The following is an 18,864-nucleotide window of genomic DNA, read 5'->3' on the forward strand; positions in this document are numbered from 1 at the left end:
CCCCGGGACCCCGCCGCCCCCGAGGCCCCCGCCCCGCCGTCCTCCGCCCGCCCCGTGGACGGCCCCGCGTGCGCGCCCCCCATGGGCCCGCGCACGCGCGCGTGCCCCGCCCCGGCGTGACCGGAACCACCCCCCTGCCGCCCGGCGGGCCCCGTACCCTGTCCCCGTGGCAGAACCAGTGGTGCGCATCCCGGATGCGAAGGTCGCCCTGTCGACGGCCTCGGTCTATCCGGAGTCGACGGCGACGGCCTTCGAGATCGCCGCGCGCCTCGGCTACGACGGCGTCGAGGTCATGGTGTGGACCGATCCGGTCAGCCAGGACGTCGAGGCGCTGCGCAGGCTCTCCGACTACCACCAGGTCCCGATCCTGGCCGTGCACGCCCCCTGCCTCCTCATCACCCAGCGCGTCTGGTCCACCGACCCGTGGGTCAAGCTCCAGCGCGCCCGGGCCGCGGCCGAGCACCTCGGCGCCTCCACGGTCGTCGTGCACCCCCCGTTCCGCTGGCAGCGCCAGTACGCCAAGGACTTCGTCACCGGCATCTGGCGGATGGCGGAGGAGACCGACGTCCGGTTCGCCGTCGAGAACATGTACCCGTGGCGGTACAAGGACCGCGAGATGCTCGCGTACGCCCCCGAGTGGGACGTCACCAAGGACGACTACCGGCACTTCACCGTCGACCTCTCGCACACCGCGACCGCCCGCACCGACGCCCTCGCGATGATCGACCGCATGGGCGACCGCCTCGGCCACGTCCACCTCGCCGACGGCAAGGGCTCCGCCAAGGACGAGCACCTGGTGCCCGGCCGCGGCACGCAGCCCTGCGCCGAACTCCTGGAGCGCCTCGCGCGCACCGGCTTCGACGGACACGTCGTCATCGAGGTCAACACCCGCCGCGCGATGTCAGCCGCCGAACGAGAGGCCGACCTCGCCGAGGCCCTCGCCTTCACCCGCCTCCACCTCGCCTCCGCGGCCACCCGCCCGTCCCGGGTGCCGCCCCGGTGACCGAGCCGGCCCCCCGCAGGCGCGGCCGCCCGTCCCGTACCGAGGAGGAGCGCGGACCCGGCGCGCGCCACCGCATCCTGGAGGCGGCCCGCGCCCAGTTCGCCGAGCGCGGCTACGACAAGACCTCCGTTCGCGGGATCGCCAAGGCGGCGGGGGTCGACGCGGCCCTCGTCCACCACTACTTCGGCACGAAGGACGAGGTCTTCGCCGCGGCGATCGAGGTCTCCTTCGAGCCCGCCACGGTCGTCCCGGCGATCGTCGGCGGCCCCCGCGAGACCATCGGCGAACGCCTCGCCCGCTTCTTCATCGGCGTCTGGGAGAACCCGGTCAGCCGCGCCCCGCTCCTCGCGATCGTCCGCTCCGCGCTCACCCACGAGGCCGCGGCCAAGGTGCTCAGGACCTTCGTGCTGCGCCGGCTCCTGGAGCGGATCGCGGACGAGCTCGACGTACCGGACCCCCGGTTCCGCGCGGAGCTCGCCGCCTCGCACATGATCGGGATCGCGATCCTGCGGTACGTCATCCAGGTCGAGCCGATGGCCTCGGTGGACCCGGAGGAGATCGTGGCCATGGTCGCCCCGACCCTCCAGCGCTACCTCACCGAGGCCTGAGCCCCACCCCGCCGCGGGTGACCGAAAGCTGAACAGCCTGTCCGTCATACGGACGCGCTGTCCAGATCTTGGTCCGTCGGCGTACGCTCGAAAGCAAGCACCCCCATCACTGAGGAGCGAGCGACGATGCCCGAGCTGAGGTCCCGCACAGTCACCCACGGCCGCAACATGGCGGGCGCACGCGCCCTTATGCGGGCCTCCGGTGTACCCGGCGCGGACATCGGCCGGAAGCCGATCATCGCGGTCGCCAACTCCTTCACGGAGTTCGTTCCGGGCCACACCCACCTGCAGCCCGTCGGCCGGATCGTCTCCGAGGCCATCACGGCCGCCGGCGCCATCCCGCGCGAGTTCAACACGATCGCCGTCGACGACGGCATCGCCATGGGCCACGGCGGCATGCTCTACTCGCTGCCCTCCCGCGACCTGATCGCGGACAGCGTGGAGTACATGGTGGAGGCCCACTGCGCCGACGCCCTGATCTGCATCTCCAACTGCGACAAGATCACCCCCGGCATGCTGATGGCCGCTCTGCGCCTCAACATCCCGACGGTCTTCGTCTCCGGCGGCCCGATGGAGTCCGGCCGCGCGACCCTGGTCGACGGCACGGTCCGCACGCTCGACCTGGTCGACGCGATCTCCGACGCCGTGAACCCGAAGATCTCGGACGAGGACATCGCCCGCATCGAGGAGAACGCCTGCCCGACCTGCGGCTCCTGTTCCGGCATGTTCACCGCCAACTCGATGAACTGCCTGACCGAGGCCATCGGCCTCTCCCTGCCGGGCAACGGCTCCCTGCTCGCCACCCACACCGGCCGCAGGGCGCTGTACGAGAACGCGGCCCGCACGGTCGTCGACATCACCCGGCGCTACTACGACGAGGACGACGACTCCGTCCTGCCGCGCTCGATCGCGACCCGCGCGGCCTTCGAGAACGCCATGGCGCTCGACATCGCCATGGGCGGCTCGACCAACACGATCCTGCACCTGCTCGCCGCCGCCCAGGAGGCCGAGCTCGACTACGGCCTGCCGGACATGGACGAGGTCTCGCGCCGGGTGCCCTGCCTGGCCAAGGTCGCGCCGAACGTCGCCAAGGACCGCACGTACTACATGGAGGACGTGCACCGGGCGGGCGGCATCCCGGCCATCCTCGGCGAGCTCTACCGCGCCGGCCTCCTGAACGAGGACGTCCACTCCGTCCACGCGCGCTCCATCAAGGAGTGGCTGGGCGCCTGGGACGTGCGCGGCGGCTCCCCGACCGAGGAGTCCGTCGAGATGTGGCACGCGGCCCCCGGCTGCGTCCGCTCGGCGACCGCCTTCTCCCAGTCCGAGCGCTGGGAGGCGCTCGACGTGGACGCGGCCGGCGGCTGCATCCGCGACGCGGCCCACGCGTACTCCAAGGACGGCGGCCTCGCCGTGCTGCACGGCAACCTCGCCGCCGACGGCTGCGTCGTGAAGACGGCCGGCGTCGACGAGTCCATCTGGACCTTCGAAGGCCCCGCCGTGGTCTGCGAGTCGCAGGACGAGGCCGTCGAGAAGATCCTGAACAAGCAGGTCACGGACGGCGACGTGGTCGTCATCCGCTACGAGGGTCCGCGCGGCGGCCCCGGCATGCAGGAGATGCTCTACCCGACCTCCTTCCTCAAGGGCCGGGGCCTCGGCAAGACCTGCGCCCTCGTCACCGACGGACGCTTCTCGGGCGGCACCTCCGGCCTGTCCATCGGCCACGCCTCGCCCGAGGCCGCCTCGGGCGGCACGATCGCCCTCGTCGAGGACGGCGACCGCATCCGCATCGACATCCCCCACCGCTCCATCGAGCTCCTCGTCGACGAGGCCACCCTCGCCGCCCGCCGCGCGGCGCTGAACGGCGTCTACGCGCCGAAGAACCGGCAGCGCAAGGTGTCGGCGGCGCTGCGGGCCTACGCGGCCATGGCGACCAGCGCCGACAAGGGCGCCGTCCGGGACGTGTCGAAGCTGGGCTGAGCCCGGAGGCACGCGACGGGACGGCGGGGAACGAGCGCGGACGCCCGTTCCCCGCCGTCTTCGTGTGCGCCGGGCTTCACCAGGCGGCGGGGTCCCGGGCGTCCACCGCGAAGACCGACCCGTCCGGGGCCGTCCCGAACACCCGGTCGCCGGCGACCACCGGCGGCGGCACCAGCGGCGCGTACGCGAGCCGCCCGTTGAGCAGCCGAGGCCGGGTCTGGCCGATCAGCGACCCGCGGACGGTGTCGACCGCGAGCAGCCGGCCGTCCTGCACGGAGAAGTAGAGCCGGTCGCCGGGGCCCGTCACGGGCGTCGACACGTTCCCCGCCCCCGTCTCCAGCTCCCACAGCACCCGCCCCTTGGGCGCCGCGGTGTCGAAGGCCGTGAGATGCCCGTCGGCGTCGAGGAGATGGACGACCGCCCCGCGCACGGCGGTGCCCCGGACGTCGATCCGGTGCGGCAGGGACAGCGTCCGCACCTCGCCGCTGCCCGGGTCGAGCACGACCAGGCGGTCGAAGAGCGAGCCCTGGTAGCGGGAGGCGAGGAGCAGCGCGCCGTCCCCGGTGCCGCCCAGCGGGTCGAGGTCCCCCGCCAGGTTCCGCTGCCAGACCTGCTCGCCGGTCCCGGGCCGGATCGCGGCCACGCGCGTGTGCGTCCCGTCGGCCGAGGTCTCGGAGACGGTGAGGAGTCCGGACGGGGCGTCGTACGGACCCGTGCGCGGGACGCCGAATCCGGCCAGGCCGTGCCGCCACAGCTCCTTCCCGTCACGGCTCCCGACGGCCCGCACCCCGCCCCGCCCGTCGGTCAGCACGACGGTCGGACCGGCCGGCGTCGACAGCTCGGGCACCCCGGCCCGTCCGGCGGTCCAGCCCGGCGCTCCGTCGGCGGAGGCGTAGGACCGCAGCCTGTCCGCCGGAGCCGCCGCGCCGACCAGGCCGTCGGCGAGGAGGAAGGGCGCGACGGGGGACTCCGCCTCGACCGGCCCGGTGCGCGACCAGGCCGCCTTCCCGGTGACGGGGTCGAGCCGGGCGAGTGCGACGCCCCGCGCCGTGCAGTACAGCGCGCCGCCGCCGTGCGCGCACGCGGGCGCGGCGGTCGGGCCGTGCGTCTGGAGGACGGTGTGCCAGCCCGCGAAGGCGGTGGCCACCTCGGCGGGCCGCGCGGGCGGTTCGGAACCGGCGTCGGCCGGGGGGCTCATGGCCGCGTAGAGGCCCGCCCCGGTGAGGGCGAGCGCGGCCGCCACGGCGAGCGCGAGGCGCGGCCCCGGACGCACCCGGCCGAGGCGCGGCCGCCGGCGGGGCGGGGCCGGCGCGGTGGCGCGTACGGGGGTGTCGGCGTCCCACGCGGGCGCGTGGCCGGGCTCCTCGCGGCCGGGCCCGCCGCGGCCGGACTCCTCGCCGTACGGCAGCGCGGGCCGGCGGCGCTGCGCCGGTATGAAGGCCTCGGCCGCGTACGAGGGCGGCAGCAGCGCCGACATGATCTGGGCCGGGGTCGGGCGGTCGCCAGGGTCCTTGGCGAGGCACCGCGCGACGAGCGGCGCCAGCTCCGCCGGGACGCCCGTCAGGTCGGGCTCGTCGTGGACGACCTGGTACGCCACGATGTACGGGCTGTCGGAGTCGAAGGGGCCGTGGCCGGTGGCCGCGTGCACCAGGACCGAGCCGAGCGCGAAGACGTCCGCGGCGGGCCCGACCTCCCGCGGCCGCTGGAACTGCTCGGGAGCCATGAACGGCGGCGAGCCGATGAGCTTGCCCGTCTCGGTGTGCAGGTCGCTGTCGACGGGCCGCGAGATGCCGAAGTCGATGACCTTCGGGCCGGTGTCGGTGAGCAGGACGTTGCTGGGCTTCAGGTCGCGGTGGACGACACCAGCCCGGTGGATGTCGCGCAGGGCCTCGGCGAGCCCGGCGGTGAGCCGGCGCAGCTCGGCCGGGGCCAGCGGACCGTTCCGCTTCACCTGGTCGGCGAGGGTGGGACCGGGGACGTAGAGGGTCGCCATCCAGGGGCGCACGGCATCGGGGTCGGCGTCGACGACGGGGGCGGTGAAGGCCCCGCTGACCCGGCGGGCGGCCGCGACCTCCTGGCGGAAACGCGCCCTGAACTCGGGGTCCTCCGCGTACCGTGCGTGCACGACCTTGACCGCGAGCCGCAGCCCCGAGGCGGAGGCGGCCAGGTGCACGACCCCCATGCCGCCGGCGCCCAGACATGCCTGGAGGCGGTAGCCGCCCGCGTACTCGGGCTGCTCCGCATTCCGGTCGGCACCGGTGTCGCGCAGCGGCGGCATCGCCCACCCCCGTGTGGTTCCCCGTCACTCGCGCGCACCCGCGCGAACCCGACGGAGCCTAGTCGATGACCCCCGTGATGTCGGCGGGGCTTGCTAGCCTGCGCGTCGCGGAGAGTGAAGCTCCGCAGAGCGCTTTCGCGCCAAGGGGGAGGACACCATGATCATGGACGAGAACCACCGGAACGACGAGCCCGTCGGAGCCCCGACGACCGCGACGGCGGTCACGGCCGCGGCCACCCGCTACACGGTCGCGCCCGGCTACCGGGTCAACGTGCGCTCCGGCCCGAGCACCCAGTACCCGATCGTCCGGACGCTGCCGCTCGGCGCGACGGTGTCGATCTCCTGCCAGAAGTACGGCGAGTGGGTCAGCGGCCCGTACGGCACCACGAAGATCTGGGACAGCATCGCGCCGGGGGAGTACATCTCCGACGCGTACGTCCGCACGGGCAGCGACGGGTTCGTCGCACCGCGCTGCGCCTGAGGCCCTTCCCCGGCGCCCCGGGGATAATCGACAGCGTGAGCGACGACGAGCAGACCCCCAGCACCACCGGCGGACCGGCCGGCGGCCCGAAGGGCGGCACCCCGGCCGGGCCCCGGCCCGAGGAGATCCGTTTCTTCGGCACCACCTGGGTCGACCACAGCGGCGGCTACACGCTCCGCCGCGTCGGCCTGGCCGCCGGCTCGCTGGCCGCCGCCGTCGCGGCCTGCCTCGTCCTGCGCTTCGCGTACCAGGGCCTGCAGATCGCGGACGTCGGCGGCATCGTCAACATGCTGGTCGTCCTCATGTTCGCGGTCTGCAGCGCCATCGCGTTCCGCAAGACCTGGGAGGGCTTCGGCCGCAGGCCCGCCGACCCGGCCCGCGAGGAGTCCCTGCGCAGCCTGAAGGCGATCGGCTTCATCGGCTCGCTCCTCGCCTACGGCGTCCGCTGCTTCGCCGAGGCCCCGGGGGAGGGGCTCCGCCGCGCCGAGTACGACACGGCCCGCGCCCAGTACGAGAAGCGCCGCGGCTCCCGCACGGGCAACCCGGCCGCCCGCAAGAAGCCCAAGCGCAAGTAGCCCCCGAACGAGAGCCCCCGCGACGCCCACCGCCGCGGGGGCTTCGTCGTTCCTGCGCGACCTGCGCGACCGGCGCGACCTGCGCGCCCCGCACGTCCCGCACGACGGGTGCGACGTGTGCGACCCGTACGCCCCCGCGACGCCCACCGCCGCGGGGGCTTCGTCGTTCCCGCGCGACCTGCGCGACTTGCGCGCCCCGCGCGACGCTTGCGGCCCCCTCGGCCCCCACGGCCCGCGCGACCCGCGCAACGGGTGCGACCGTGTGCGGCCCGCGAGACCGCCCGCGCGGGGGCCGCCGGACGCTTGACGGCCGGTGGCGCCGGGAGCACTATTCATCGCATGATGAATTACCCGGCGGGTGAGGCCGCCGACCGGGCCGGCACCAGGTCCCCGACCGCCCCCGCCCCCCACCGGACACCCCCCACCGACCCCGCCCCACCCCCGACCGCGGCGATCACCGCCCGCGGACTCACCGCCGTCCGAGGCGACCGCACCGTCCTGCGCGGCCTCGACTTCACCGTCCCGGCCGGCCGCATCACCGGCCTCCTCGGCCCCTCGGGCTGCGGAAAGACCACCCTCATGCGCGCCGTCGTCGGCACCCAGGCCAAGGTCGACGGCACCCTCCAGGTCCTCGGCCACCCCGCCGGAGACCCCGCCCTCCGCTCCCGCATCGGCTACGTCACCCAGGCCCCCTCCGTCTACGACGACCTCACCGTCCGGCAGAACCTCGACTACTTCGCCGCCGTCCTCCTCCCCGGCCGCGCCCACCGCCACGACCGCCGCGACCTCGTCGACCGGGCCGTCGCCGACGTCGACCTCACCCCCCACGCCGACTCCCTCGCCGGCCGGCTCTCCGGCGGCCAGCGCAGCCGCGTCTCCCTCGCCGTCGCCCTCCTCGGAACCCCCGACCTCCTCGTCCTCGACGAGCCCACCGTCGGCCTGGACCCCGTCCTCCGCCGCGACCTGTGGGAGCTCTTCCACCGGATCGCCGCCGACCACGGCACCACCCTCCTCGTCTCCTCCCACGTCATGGACGAGGCCGAACGCTGCCACCGGCTCCTCCTCATGCGCGAGGGCGAGATCCTCGCCGACGACACCCCCGAGGCACTCCGCCGACGCAACGACACCGCCACCGTCGAAGAGGCCTTCCTCCGCCTCGTCGACGCCGCCGCAGCCCGAGCCGCCCACGAGGAGCCCCGGCCATGAACCCCGCCCGCACCCTCGCCACCGCCGCCCGCGTCCTGCGTCAGCTGCGCCACGACCCGCGCTCGATCGCCCTGATGCTCCTCGTGCCCTGCGCCATGCTCTTCCTGCTGCGGTTCGTCTTCGACGGCAGCCCCGGCACCTTCGACACCATCGGCGCCTCACTGCTCGGCATCTTCCCGCTCATCACGATGTTCCTGGTGACCTCCATCGCCACCCTCCGCGAGCGGACCTCCGGCACCCTCGAACGCCTCCTCGCCATGCCCCTCGGCAAGGCCGACCTCATCGCCGGCTACGCCCTCGCCTTCGGACTCCTCGCCGTCGTCCAGTCCGCCCTCGCCACCGGCCTCGCCGTCGCCGCCCTCGGCCTCGACGTCACCGGCTCCCCCTGGCTCCTCCTCCTGGTCGCCCTCCTCGACGCCCTCCTCGGCACCGCCCTCGGCCTCTTCGTCTCCGCCTTCGCCGCCTCCGAGTTCCAGGCCGTCCAGTTCATGCCGGCCGTGATCTTCCCCCAGCTGCTCCTCTGCGGACTCTTCACCCCGCGCGACCGGATGGCCCCCGCCCTCGAAGCGCTCTCCGACGCCCTCCCCATGTCGTACGCCGTCGACGGCATGAACCAGGTCCTCCACCACCCCGACGCCACCGGCGACTTCGTCCGCGACGTCCTCGTCGTCGCCGGCTGCGCGCTCCTCGTCCTCGGCCTCGGCGCGGCCACCCTCCGCCGCCGCACCGCGTGACCGCCCCTCGGACACCCGCACACCACCCCGCCCGCCGGTGCGAGGATGACGACACGTACCCCCCTCCGGCGAGGTGAACAGAGCCATGACCCAGACCGTCGCAGTCCTCGGCACCGGCAAGATCGGTGAAGCGCTCCTCAGCGGCATGATCCGCGCCGGCTGGCGCCCCGCGAACCTCCTGGTCACCGCCCGCCGCTCCGAACGCGCCGAGGAGCTCCACGCCCGCTACGGCGTCGAGACCGTCACCAACGCCGAGGCCGCCAAGCGCGCCGACACCCTGATCCTGGCCGTCAAGCCCCAGGACATGGGCCGCCTCCTCGACGAACTCGCCCCCCACGTCACCGCCGACCGCCTGATCGTCAGCGCCGCCGCCGGCATCCCCACCTCCTTCATCGAGGAACGCCTCACCGGCGGCACCCCCGTCGTCCGCGTCATGCCCAACACCCCCGTCCTCGTCGACGAGGGGATGTCCGTCATCTCGGCCGGCAGCCACGCCACCCCCGCGCACCTGGCCCACACCGAGGAGATCTTCGGCGGCGTCGGGAAGACCCTCCGCGTCCCCGAGTCCCAGCAGGACGCCGCCACCGCCCTCTCCGGCTCCGGCCCCGCGTACTTCTACTTCCTCGTCGAGGCCATGACCGACGCCGGCATCCTCCTCGGCCTGCCCCGCGCCCAGGCCCACGACCTCATCGTCCAGGCCGCCATCGGCGCCGCCGTGATGCTCCGCGACAGCGGCGAACACCCCGTCAAGCTCCGCGAGGCCGTCACCTCCCCGGCCGGCACCACCATCAGCGCCATCCGCGAACTGGAGAACCACGGCGTCCGCGCCGCCCTCATCGCCGCCCTCGAAGCCGCCCGCGACCGCAGCCGCGAACTCGCCTCCGGCAACGGCTGACCACCGCCCGCCGGGGTCACCGGACCCCGGCGCCCGCCCCCCGCACGACGTCCTCCGTCGTCACCACCTTCGCGAACCGCCCCCCGTGCAGGGACACGGCCGTCGCCCGCGTCAGCTCGTCCGCGTCCAGCGACCAGCCGAACGGCCCCTCCAGATCGAACGTGTGCATCGCGTCCAGCGGGAACACCACCTCGTACCCGAGGTTCCCGCCCATCCGCGCCGTGGTCTCGTTGCACATGTTCGTCTGGATCCCCACGATCACGATCTGCACCACGTCGAGCCCGGTCAGCCACCCGTCCAGCGACGGAACACCGTAGAACGCCGAGTTCACCGTCTTCGTGACCAGCAGCTCAGGCCCGCTGCCCTTCCCCCGCCGCTCCTCGACGAAGTCCTTGAAGTCGTTCCCCACGTGACCGGCCCGCAGCGGCGACCGCGAACTCTCCACCGAGTCGTGCCGCACGAACACCACTGGCCGCCCCGTCTCCTGCCACAGGTCGATGAGAGCCGCGATGTTCTCCTCGGCGGCCGGGTTGTTCCGCTTCCCCCAGTACTCCTCCTCGAAGCCCTTCTGCACGTCGACGACCACCAGCGCTGCGTTCTCCCTGATCTCCATGCCCACGATCCTGCCGCCGACCGACGCACCCACCCAGCGGGGTGAATGACAGCGATCGATGGTTTACTGCCAACCGTGCCCCCCTCCCAGGCCCCCGCACCCCGCCCCCAGCGCATCGCCCTCCTCTGCTTCCCGGGCGTCCGCGCCTTCGACGTCTCCGTGGTCACCGAGGTCTGGGGCAGCGACCGCACCCCCCGAGGCGTCCCGCCCTTCGAACTCCGCAGGACGGCGACGGACCCGGACACCCCCCTCCCCCTGCGCGGCGGCCTCTCCCTCACCCCCGACCGCCCCCTCGACTGGCTCGACGACCTCACCCCCACCGACCTCGTCCTCGTCCCCGGCATCGAGGACCCCGACGCCGACATCCCGCCCCGGGTGCTCGACGCCCTCCGCCGCGCCCACACCGCCGGCATCCCGGTCGCCTCGCTCTGCGCCGGCGCGTTCGTCCTCGCCCGCGCCGGACTCCTCGACGGCCGCCGCGCCGTCACCCACTGGCACCTGGCCGACACCCTCGCCGACCGCCACCCCGCCGTCCGCGTCCAGCCCGACGCCCTCTTCGTCGAGGACACCGGCGTCTGGACCTCCGCCGGCACCGCCGCCGGCATCGACCTCTGCCTCCACCTCGTCCGCACCGCCCACGGAGCCGAAGCGGCCGCCGCCATCGCCCGCGCGATGGTCACCGCCCCCTTCCGCGCCGCCACCCAGGCCCAGTTCATCGAGCACCCCACCCCCCGGGCCGACCGCGACGCGGACGCCCTGGCCGCCGTCCGGGCGTACGCCCTCGCCCACCTCGACGAGCCCCACACCGTCGCGACCCTGGCAGCCCGCGCCGGCATGTCCCCCCGCTCCTTCGCCCGCCACTTCCAGGCCTCCACGGGAACCACCCCGCTGCACTGGCTCATCACCCAGCGCGTCGCCGCCGCCCAGAAACTCCTCGAACGCACCGACCACCCCCTCCCCGAGGTGGCCCGCCGCGCGGGCTTCGGCAGCGAGGTCACGATGCGCCAGCACTTCGCCTCGCACCTCGCCACCAGCCCGCGCGACTACCGCAACGCCTTCCGTCACCCGGCGGGCAGCAGCCCGATCGCCCGATAGGCCCGGTCCACCAGGGGCCGCGCCGTCTCCCGCGCCCGCCGCGCCCCGTCCCGCAGCACCCGATCCACATGACCGGGGTCCGCCGCCAGCTCGGCGTGCCGCTCCCGCACGGGCCGCAGCAGCTCGACGACCGCGTCCGCCGTGTCCTTCTTCAGCGATCCGTACGACCGGTACGCACCGGCCAGCGCCGCGGGACTCCCTCCGGTCGCCGCCGCCAGCAGGTCGAGGAGGTTGGCGACCCCGGGCCGGCCCTCCCGGTCGTACGCCACGTCCCGGCCGCTGTCGGTGACGGCCCGCATGACCTTCCGCCGCACGGTGTCCGCGTCGTCGAGCAGATAGACGATCCCCGACCCGTTCTCGTGCGACTTCCCCATCTTCGACAGGGGGTCCTGAAGGTCCATGACCCGCGCCGCCACCTCGGGCCGCGTCGCCCGCGGCACCGTGAAGGTGTGCCCGTAGCGCTGGTTGAACCGCACGGCCAGGTCCCGGGTGAGCTCCACGTGCTGCGTCTGGTCCTCACCCACCGGCACCTCGTCCGCCCCGTAGGCCAGGATGTCCGCCGCCATCAGGACCGGATACGTCAGCAGGGACAGCCGCACCCCCTGCCCGGCACCCCGCGCCCGGACGCTCTTCTCCTTGTACTGGACCATCCGCCGGAGCTCGCCGTCCGTGGCGGTGCACTCCAGGAGGTACGACAACCGGGCGTGCTCGTCCACATGACTCTGTACGAACAGGGTGCAGAGCTCCGGATCCAGCCCGGCCGCCAGCAGCAGCGTGGCCGCCTGCCGGCTGAGCCGCCGCACCCGGGCCGGATCGTGCTCCACGGTCAGCGCGTGCAGGTCGACGACGCTGAACAGCGCCTCCGCCCGGTGCTGATCGACCTCGACCCACCGCCGGACGGCCCCGAGGTAGTTGCCCAGCGTCAGGTGCCCGGTCGGCTTGACCCCGCTGAAGATCCTCGTCATCGCGTTCGTTCTCCCTCTTCTCCGTGCGCCGACCGGACGGCCGGATCCCGGAGGGGGATACGCGAACGGCCGCCGAGTCGGCGGCCGCTTGCTGCATGCGCGAGTGGTGGGCCGCCGTCAGGCGGCCCACCACTGGGTGGTGTGCGCACGCGTAGTCATACGGGGAGCGTACGCCCGAGGACCTGGGTTGACACGGGATTCACGGATCCGTAAGGTTCTCCGAGTTGTCCGACGTGAGCACCGACCCCGGTCGGCCCCGGACAGCCATTCCGCAAGATCCACAGAAGCTGACGGTGCTTTGCCGTGCCGTCGTGCTTTCCGTGCGTTTCTGCGAAATGAGGAATCCGCGTTCGAAACCCGAACGCAGCCCCCGATTAGCGTCGGAGGCAGGAAATCCGCTAAAGTCTCACTCGTCGGAACGGCCCAACAGCCGGAAAGACGAATCCCGCTGACTGGGAATCAGACGCCGAAAGGATCTGATAGAGTCGGAAACGCAAGACCGAAGGGAAAGCCCGGAGGAAAGCCCGAGAGGGTGAGTACGAAGGAAGCGTCCGTTCCTTGAGAACTCAACAGCGTGCCAAAAATCAACGCCAGATTAGTTGATACCCCGTCCATCTTCGGATGGCGAGGTTCCTTTGAAAGTCCTGCCGGCCCTTGTGGCTGGTAGGCGACATACACAGCGAGGACGCTGTGGACGGTCGGCCACATTCCGGCATGACCGTCCCGCTCAACGCGAGTGTCACCCGATTACGGGTAAACATTCACGGAGAGTTTGATCCTGGCTCAGGACGAACGCTGGCGGCGTGCTTAACACATGCAAGTCGAACGATGAAGCCCTTCGGGGTGGATTAGTGGCGAACGGGTGAGTAACACGTGGGCAATCTGCCCTTCACTCTGGGACAAGCCCTGGAAACGGGGTCTAATACCGGATAACACCGGCTTCCGCATGGGGGCTGGTTGAAAGCTCCGGCGGTGAAGGATGAGCCCGCGGCCTATCAGCTTGTTGGTGGGGTAATGGCCTACCAAGGCGACGACGGGTAGCCGGCCTGAGAGGGCGACCGGCCACACTGGGACTGAGACACGGCCCAGACTCCTACGGGAGGCAGCAGTGGGGAATATTGCACAATGGGCGAAAGCCTGATGCAGCGACGCCGCGTGAGGGATGACGGCCTTCGGGTTGTAAACCTCTTTCAGCAGGGAAGAAGCGAAAGTGACGGTACCTGCAGAAGAAGCGCCGGCTAACTACGTGCCAGCAGCCGCGGTAATACGTAGGGCGCAAGCGTTGTCCGGAATTATTGGGCGTAAAGAGCTCGTAGGCGGCTTGTCACGTCGGGTGTGAAAGCCCGGGGCTTAACCCCGGGTCTGCATCCGATACGGGCAGGCTAGAGTGTGGTAGGGGAGATCGGAATTCCTGGTGTAGCGGTGAAATGCGCAGATATCAGGAGGAACACCGGTGGCGAAGGCGGATCTCTGGGCCATTACTGACGCTGAGGAGCGAAAGCGTGGGGAGCGAACAGGATTAGATACCCTGGTAGTCCACGCCGTAAACGTTGGGAACTAGGTGTTGGCGACATTCCACGTCGTCGGTGCCGCAGCTAACGCATTAAGTTCCCCGCCTGGGGAGTACGGCCGCAAGGCTAAAACTCAAAGGAATTGACGGGGGCCCGCACAAGCAGCGGAGCATGTGGCTTAATTCGACGCAACGCGAAGAACCTTACCAAGGCTTGACATATACCGGAAAGCATTAGAGATAGTGCCCCCCTTGTGGTCGGTATACAGGTGGTGCATGGCTGTCGTCAGCTCGTGTCGTGAGATGTTGGGTTAAGTCCCGCAACGAGCGCAACCCTTGTCCTGTGTTGCCAGCATGCCCTTCGGGGTGATGGGGACTCACAGGAGACCGCCGGGGTCAACTCGGAGGAAGGTGGGGACGACGTCAAGTCATCATGCCCCTTATGTCTTGGGCTGCACACGTGCTACAATGGCCGGTACAAAGAGCTGCGATGCCGCGAGGCGGAGCGAATCTCAAAAAGCCGGTCTCAGTTCGGATTGGGGTCTGCAACTCGACCCCATGAAGTCGGAGTTGCTAGTAATCGCAGATCAGCATTGCTGCGGTGAATACGTTCCCGGGCCTTGTACACACCGCCCGTCACGTCACGAAAGTCGGTAACACCCGAAGCCGGTGGCCCAACCCCTTGTGGGAGGGAGCTGTCGAAGGTGGGACTGGCGATTGGGACGAAGTCGTAACAAGGTAGCCGTACCGGAAGGTGCGGCTGGATCACCTCCTTTCTAAGGAGCACAGTACCGATTGCAGGCAAACGTTCTGCACGGTCAGCTCATGGGTGGAACGTTGATTAGTTGGCACACTCGGATGTCTCCTTCACCAGTACTGCTTCGGCGTGGAACGTGATGAGAGTTCAGAAGAGTGTGCTTGGCACGTTGTTGGGTGTCTGAGGGTACGGCCGGCTGGTCGTCCTTCAAGATTCCGGCCCCAGTGAACTTGGCTTGTTAAGTCAGGGTGATGGGTGGCTGGTCGTTGTTTGAGAACTACACAGTGGACGCGAGCATCTGTGGCCAAGTTTTTAAGGGCGCACGGTGGATGCCTTGGCACCAGGAACCGATGAAGGACGTGGGAGGCCACGATAGTCCCCGGGGAGCCGTCAACCAGGCTTTGATCCGGGGGTTTCCGAATGGGGAAACCCGGCAGTCGTCATGGGCTGTCACCCATGCCTGAACACATAGGGCATGTGGAGGGAACGAGGGGAAGTGAAACATCTCAGTACCCTCAGGAAGAGAAAACAACCGTGATTCCGGGAGTAGTGGCGAGCGAAACCGGATGAGGCCAAACCGTATGCGTGTGATACCCGGCAGGGGTTGCGCATGCGGGGTTGTGGGATCTCTCTTCTGTCGTCTGCCGGCGACAGGACGAGTCAGAAACCGTTGATGTAGGCGAAGGACATGCGAAAGGTCCGGCGTAGAGGGTAAGACCCCCGTAGCTGAAACATTGACGGCTCGTTTGAGAGACACCCAAGTAGCACGGGGCCCGAGAAATCCCGTGTGAATCTGGCGGGACCACCCGCTAAGCCTAAATATTCCCTGGTGACCGATAGCGGATAGTACCGTGAGGGAATGGTGAAAAGTACCGCGGGAGCGGAGTGAAATAGTACCTGAAACCGTGTGCCTACAAGCCGTGGGAGCGTCGGACATAGCTTGCTATGTCTCGTGACTGCGTGCCTTTTGAAGAATGAGCCTGCGAGTTTGCGGTGCGTTGCGAGGTTAACCCGTGTGGGGAAGCCGTAGCGAAAGCGAGTCCGAATAGGGCGATTCAGTAGCGCGCTCAAGACCCGAAGCGGAGTGATCTAGCCATGGGCAGGTTGAAGCGGAGGTAAGACTTCGTGGAGGACCGAACCCACCAGGGTTGAAAACCTGGGGGATGACCTGTGGTTAGGGGTGAAAGGCCAATCAAACTCCGTGATAGCTGGTTCTCCCCGAAATGCATTTAGGTGCAGCGTCGTGTGTTTCTTGCCGGAGGTAGAGCACTGGATAGGCGATGGGCCCTACCGGGTTACTGACCTTAGCCAAACTCCGAATGCCGGTAAGTGAGAGCACGGCAGTGAGACTGTGGGGGATAAGCTCCATGGTCGAGAGGGAAACAGCCCAGAGCATCGACTAAGGCCCCTAAGCGTACGCTAAGTGGGAAAGGATGTGGAGTCGCAGAGACAACCAGGAGGTTGGCTTAGAAGCAGCCACCCTTGAAAGAGTGCGTAATAGCTCACTGGTCAAGTGATTCCGCGCCGACAATGTAGCGGGGCTCAAGCGTACCGCCGAAGTCGTGTCATTGCAGCAATAGGGCCAACGCCCGCTGTGATGGGTAGGGGAGCGTCGTGTGCCGGGTGAAGCAGCCGCGGAAGCGAGTTGTGGACGGTTCACGAGTGAGAATGCAGGCATGAGTAGCGATACACACGTGAGAAACGTGTGCGCCGATTGACTAAGGGTTCCTGGGTCAAGCTGATCTGCCCAGGGTAAGTCGGGACCTAAGGCGAGGCCGACAGGCGTAGTCGATGGACAACCGGTTGATATTCCGGTACCCGCTTTGAAACGCCCAATATCGAGCCCATTAATGCTAAGGCCGTGAAGCCGTTCCGGACCCTTCGGGGAATGGAAAGTGGTGGAGCCGTCGACCCAAGGTGGTAGTAGGTAAGCGATGGGGTGACGCAGGAAGGTAGTCCAGCCCGGGCGGTGGTTGTCCCGGGGTAAGGGTGTAGGCCGTGTGATAGGCAAATCCGTCACACATTAAGGCTGAGACCTGATGCCGAGCCGATTGTGGTGAAGTGGATGATCCTATGCTGTCGAGAAAAGCCTCTAGCGAGTTTCATGGCGGCCCGTACCCTAAACCGACTCAGGTGGTCAGGTAGAGAATACCGAGGCGTTCGGGTGAACTATGGTTAAGGAACTCGGCAAAATGCCCCCGTAACTTCGGGAGAAGGGGGGCCATCACTGGTGATCGGATTTACTCCGTGAGCTGGGGGTGGCCGCAGAGACCAGCGAGAAGCGACTGTTTACTAAAAACACAGGTCCGTGCGAAGCCGTAAGGCGATGTATACGGACTGACGCCTGCCCGGTGCTGGAACGTTAAGGGGACCGGTTAGCTCTGTTTCGACAGGGCGAAGCTGAGAACTTAAGCGCCAGTAAACGGCGGTGGTAACTATAACCATCCTAAGGTAGCGAAATTCCTTGTCGGGTAAGTTCCGACCTGCACGAATGGCGTAACGACTTCTCGACTGTCTCAACCATAGGCCCGGTGAAATTGCACTACGAGTAAAGATGCTCGTTTCGCGCAGCAGGACGGAAAGACCCCGGGACCTTTACTACAGTTTGATATTGGTGTTCGGTTCGGCTTGTGTAGGATAGGTGGGAGACTTTGAAGCCGTGACGCCAGTCATGGTGGAGTCGCCGTTGAAATACCACTCTGGTCGTGCTGGATGTCTAACCTCGGTCCGTGATCCGGATCAGGGACAGTGTCTGATGGGTAGTTTAACTGGGGCGGTTGCCTCCCAAAGGGTAACGGAGGCGCCCAAAGGTTCCCTCAGCCTGGTTGGCAATCAGGTGTTGAGTGTAAGTGCACAAGGGAGCTTGACTGTGAGACCGACGGGTCGAGCAGGGACGAAAGTCGGGACTAGTGATCCGGCGGTGGCTTGTGGAAGCGCCGTCGCTCAACGGATAAAAGGTACCCCGGGGATAACAGGCTGATCTTCCCCAAGAGTCCATATCGACGGGATGGTTTGGCACCTCGATGTCGGCTCGTCGCATCCTGGGGCTGGAGTCGGTCCCAAGGGTTGGGCTGTTCGCCCATTAAAGCGGTACGCGAGCTGGGTTTAGAACGTCGTGAGACAGTTCGGTCCCTATCCGCTGTGCGCGTAGGAATATTGAGAAGGGCTGTCCCTAGTACGAGAGGACCGGGACGGACGAACCTCTGGTGTGCCAGTTGTCCTGCCAAGGGCATGGCTGGTTGGCTACGTTCGGGAGGGATAACCGCTGAAAGCATCTAAGCGGGAAGCCTGCTTCGAGATGAGTATTCCCACCTCCTTGAGAGGGTAAGGCTCCCAGTAGACGACTGGGTTGATAGGCCGGATGTGGAAGCCCAGTAATGGGTGGAGCTGACCGGTACTAATAGGCCGAGGGCTTGTCCTCAGTTGCTCGCGTCCACTGTGTTAGTTCTGAAGCAATGAACTCCCTTTGCCGGTCGAGTTCAACTTCATAGTGTTTCGGTGGTCATAGCGTTAGGGAAACGCCCGGTTACATTCCGAACCCGGAAGCTAAGCCTTTCAGCGCCGATGGTACTGCAGGGGGGACCCTGTGGGAGAGTAGGACGCCGCCGAACAATCATTGGGGGAAAGCCCCGCACCGACATGGTGCGGGGCTTTTCTGCGTTCAGGACCAGGAGCTGCCCGCGGCGCGGTCGAGCGCCGGCGGACAGCCCCCCGGGGCCGCCGGCGGTGGCAATCCGGCCCTCAAACATCTGATAGAGTCGGAGACGCAGGAAGGGACCGGCGCGAAAGCGCAGGAACCGGAAAGCACCGAGGAAGTCAGACCGAAAAGATCTGATAGAGTCGGAGACGCAGGAAGGGACCGGCGCGAAAGCGAAGGGGACCGGAAAGCACCGAGGAAATCGGATCGGAAAGATCTGATAGAGTCGGAAACGCAAGACCGAAGGGAAAGCCCGGAGGAAAGCCCGAGAGGGTGAGTACGAAGGAAGCGTCCGTTCCTTGAGAACTCAACAGCGTGCCAAAAATCAACGCCAGATTAGTTGATACCCCGTCCATCTTCGGATGGCGAGGTTCCTTTGAAAGTCCTGCCGGCCCTTGTGGCTGGTAGGCGACATACACAGCGAGGACGCTGTGGACGGTCGGCCACATTCCGGCTTGACCGTCCCG

13 protein-coding genes and 3 rRNA genes are annotated in these 18,864 nt (G+C 68.7%); 12 read left to right on the forward strand and 4 right to left on the reverse strand.

Annotation, left to right across the window (positions count from 1 at the left end; all coding sequences use genetic code 11):
* Positions 1–166: 166 nt before the first annotated feature.
* The 3 genes from ACY0MR_RS20725 (at position 167) to ilvD (ending at position 3,591) form a co-directional block, all read left to right on the forward strand.
* Positions 167–1,003, forward strand: a complete 837-nt coding sequence (locus ACY0MR_RS20725) for a sugar phosphate isomerase/epimerase family protein (RefSeq protein WP_361861157.1) — start codon at positions 167–169, stop codon at positions 1,001–1,003.
* On the forward strand, positions 1,000–1,611 hold the full coding sequence (locus ACY0MR_RS20730; RefSeq protein WP_388801294.1) for a TetR/AcrR family transcriptional regulator: 612 nt from the start codon (positions 1,000–1,002) through the stop codon (positions 1,609–1,611). Before ACY0MR_RS20725 ends, ACY0MR_RS20730 begins: the two co-directional genes overlap by 4 nt.
* 126 nt (positions 1,612–1,737) lie before the next feature.
* Positions 1,738–3,591 carry a dihydroxy-acid dehydratase gene (gene ilvD, locus ACY0MR_RS20735; protein ID WP_388801291.1) on the forward strand — a complete coding sequence of 618 codons (1,854 nt, stop codon included), beginning with the start codon at positions 1,738–1,740 and terminating at the stop codon, positions 3,589–3,591.
* Between the two features lie 76 nt (positions 3,592–3,667).
* Here the strand turns inward: ilvD and ACY0MR_RS20740 are convergent, their stop codons facing one another.
* Positions 3,668–5,869, reverse strand: a complete 2,202-nt coding sequence (locus tag ACY0MR_RS20740; RefSeq protein WP_473554625.1) for a serine/threonine-protein kinase — start codon at positions 5,867–5,869, stop codon at positions 3,668–3,670.
* Between the two features lie 157 nt (positions 5,870–6,026).
* Here ACY0MR_RS20740 and ACY0MR_RS20745 point away from each other — a divergent pair, with 157 nt between their 5' ends.
* The 5 genes from ACY0MR_RS20745 (at position 6,027) to proC (ending at position 9,760) form a co-directional block, all read left to right on the forward strand.
* On the forward strand, positions 6,027–6,350 hold the full coding sequence (locus ACY0MR_RS20745) for an SH3 domain-containing protein (RefSeq protein WP_388801285.1): 324 nt from the start codon (positions 6,027–6,029) through the stop codon (positions 6,348–6,350).
* A 35-nt stretch (positions 6,351–6,385) separates the two neighbouring features.
* Positions 6,386–6,925, forward strand: a complete 540-nt coding sequence (locus ACY0MR_RS20750; RefSeq protein ID WP_388801282.1) for a hypothetical protein — start codon at positions 6,386–6,388, stop codon at positions 6,923–6,925.
* A 339-nt stretch (positions 6,926–7,264) separates the two neighbouring features.
* Positions 7,265–8,131, forward strand: coding sequence for an ABC transporter ATP-binding protein (locus ACY0MR_RS20755; protein ID WP_473554628.1), 867 nt, complete (start codon positions 7,265–7,267; stop codon positions 8,129–8,131).
* Complete coding sequence (locus ACY0MR_RS20760; protein WP_388801276.1) at positions 8,128–8,865, forward strand: ABC transporter permease; 738 nt, start codon at positions 8,128–8,130, stop codon at positions 8,863–8,865. Before ACY0MR_RS20755 ends, ACY0MR_RS20760 begins: the two co-directional genes overlap by 4 nt.
* A gap of 85 nt (positions 8,866–8,950) precedes the next feature.
* Complete coding sequence (gene proC, locus ACY0MR_RS20765; RefSeq protein ID WP_388801273.1) at positions 8,951–9,760, forward strand: pyrroline-5-carboxylate reductase; 810 nt, start codon at positions 8,951–8,953, stop codon at positions 9,758–9,760.
* Positions 9,761–9,776: 16 nt separating this feature from the next.
* Here the strand turns inward: proC and ACY0MR_RS20770 are convergent, their stop codons facing one another.
* Positions 9,777–10,373, reverse strand: coding sequence for a cysteine hydrolase family protein (locus ACY0MR_RS20770; protein WP_392867458.1), 597 nt, complete (start codon positions 10,371–10,373; stop codon positions 9,777–9,779).
* Between the two features lie 45 nt (positions 10,374–10,418).
* Here ACY0MR_RS20770 and ACY0MR_RS20775 point away from each other — a divergent pair, with 45 nt between their 5' ends.
* Complete coding sequence (locus ACY0MR_RS20775; RefSeq protein WP_388801267.1) at positions 10,419–11,468, forward strand: GlxA family transcriptional regulator; 1,050 nt, start codon at positions 10,419–10,421, stop codon at positions 11,466–11,468.
* Here the strand turns inward: ACY0MR_RS20775 and trpS are convergent.
* Complete coding sequence (gene trpS, locus ACY0MR_RS20780; protein WP_403318188.1) at positions 11,435–12,433, reverse strand: tryptophan--tRNA ligase; 999 nt, start codon at positions 12,431–12,433, stop codon at positions 11,435–11,437. The genes ACY0MR_RS20775 and trpS overlap by 34 nt on opposite strands.
* Before the next feature lie 760 nt (positions 12,434–13,193).
* Here trpS and ACY0MR_RS20785 point away from each other — a divergent pair.
* The 3 genes from ACY0MR_RS20785 (at position 13,194) to rrf (ending at position 18,311) form a co-directional block, all read left to right on the forward strand.
* A 16S ribosomal RNA gene (locus ACY0MR_RS20785) occupies positions 13,194–14,719 on the forward strand.
* Between the two features lie 283 nt (positions 14,720–15,002).
* Positions 15,003–18,121 (forward strand): 23S ribosomal RNA (locus ACY0MR_RS20790).
* Between the two features lie 73 nt (positions 18,122–18,194).
* Positions 18,195–18,311: ribosomal RNA gene (rrf, locus tag ACY0MR_RS20795) — 5S ribosomal RNA — on the forward strand.
* The 16S, 23S and 5S rRNA genes sit together here, the layout of an rRNA operon.
* 205 nt (positions 18,312–18,516) lie before the next feature.
* On the opposite strand, the gene ACY0MR_RS20800 is transcribed toward rrf, so the two are convergent.
* On the reverse strand, positions 18,517–18,816 hold the full coding sequence (locus tag ACY0MR_RS20800; protein ID WP_473554632.1) for a hypothetical protein: 300 nt from the start codon (positions 18,814–18,816) through the stop codon (positions 18,517–18,519).
* Positions 18,817–18,864 lie beyond the last annotated feature (48 nt).

Source organism: Streptomyces sp. JN8, assembly GCF_055808075.1.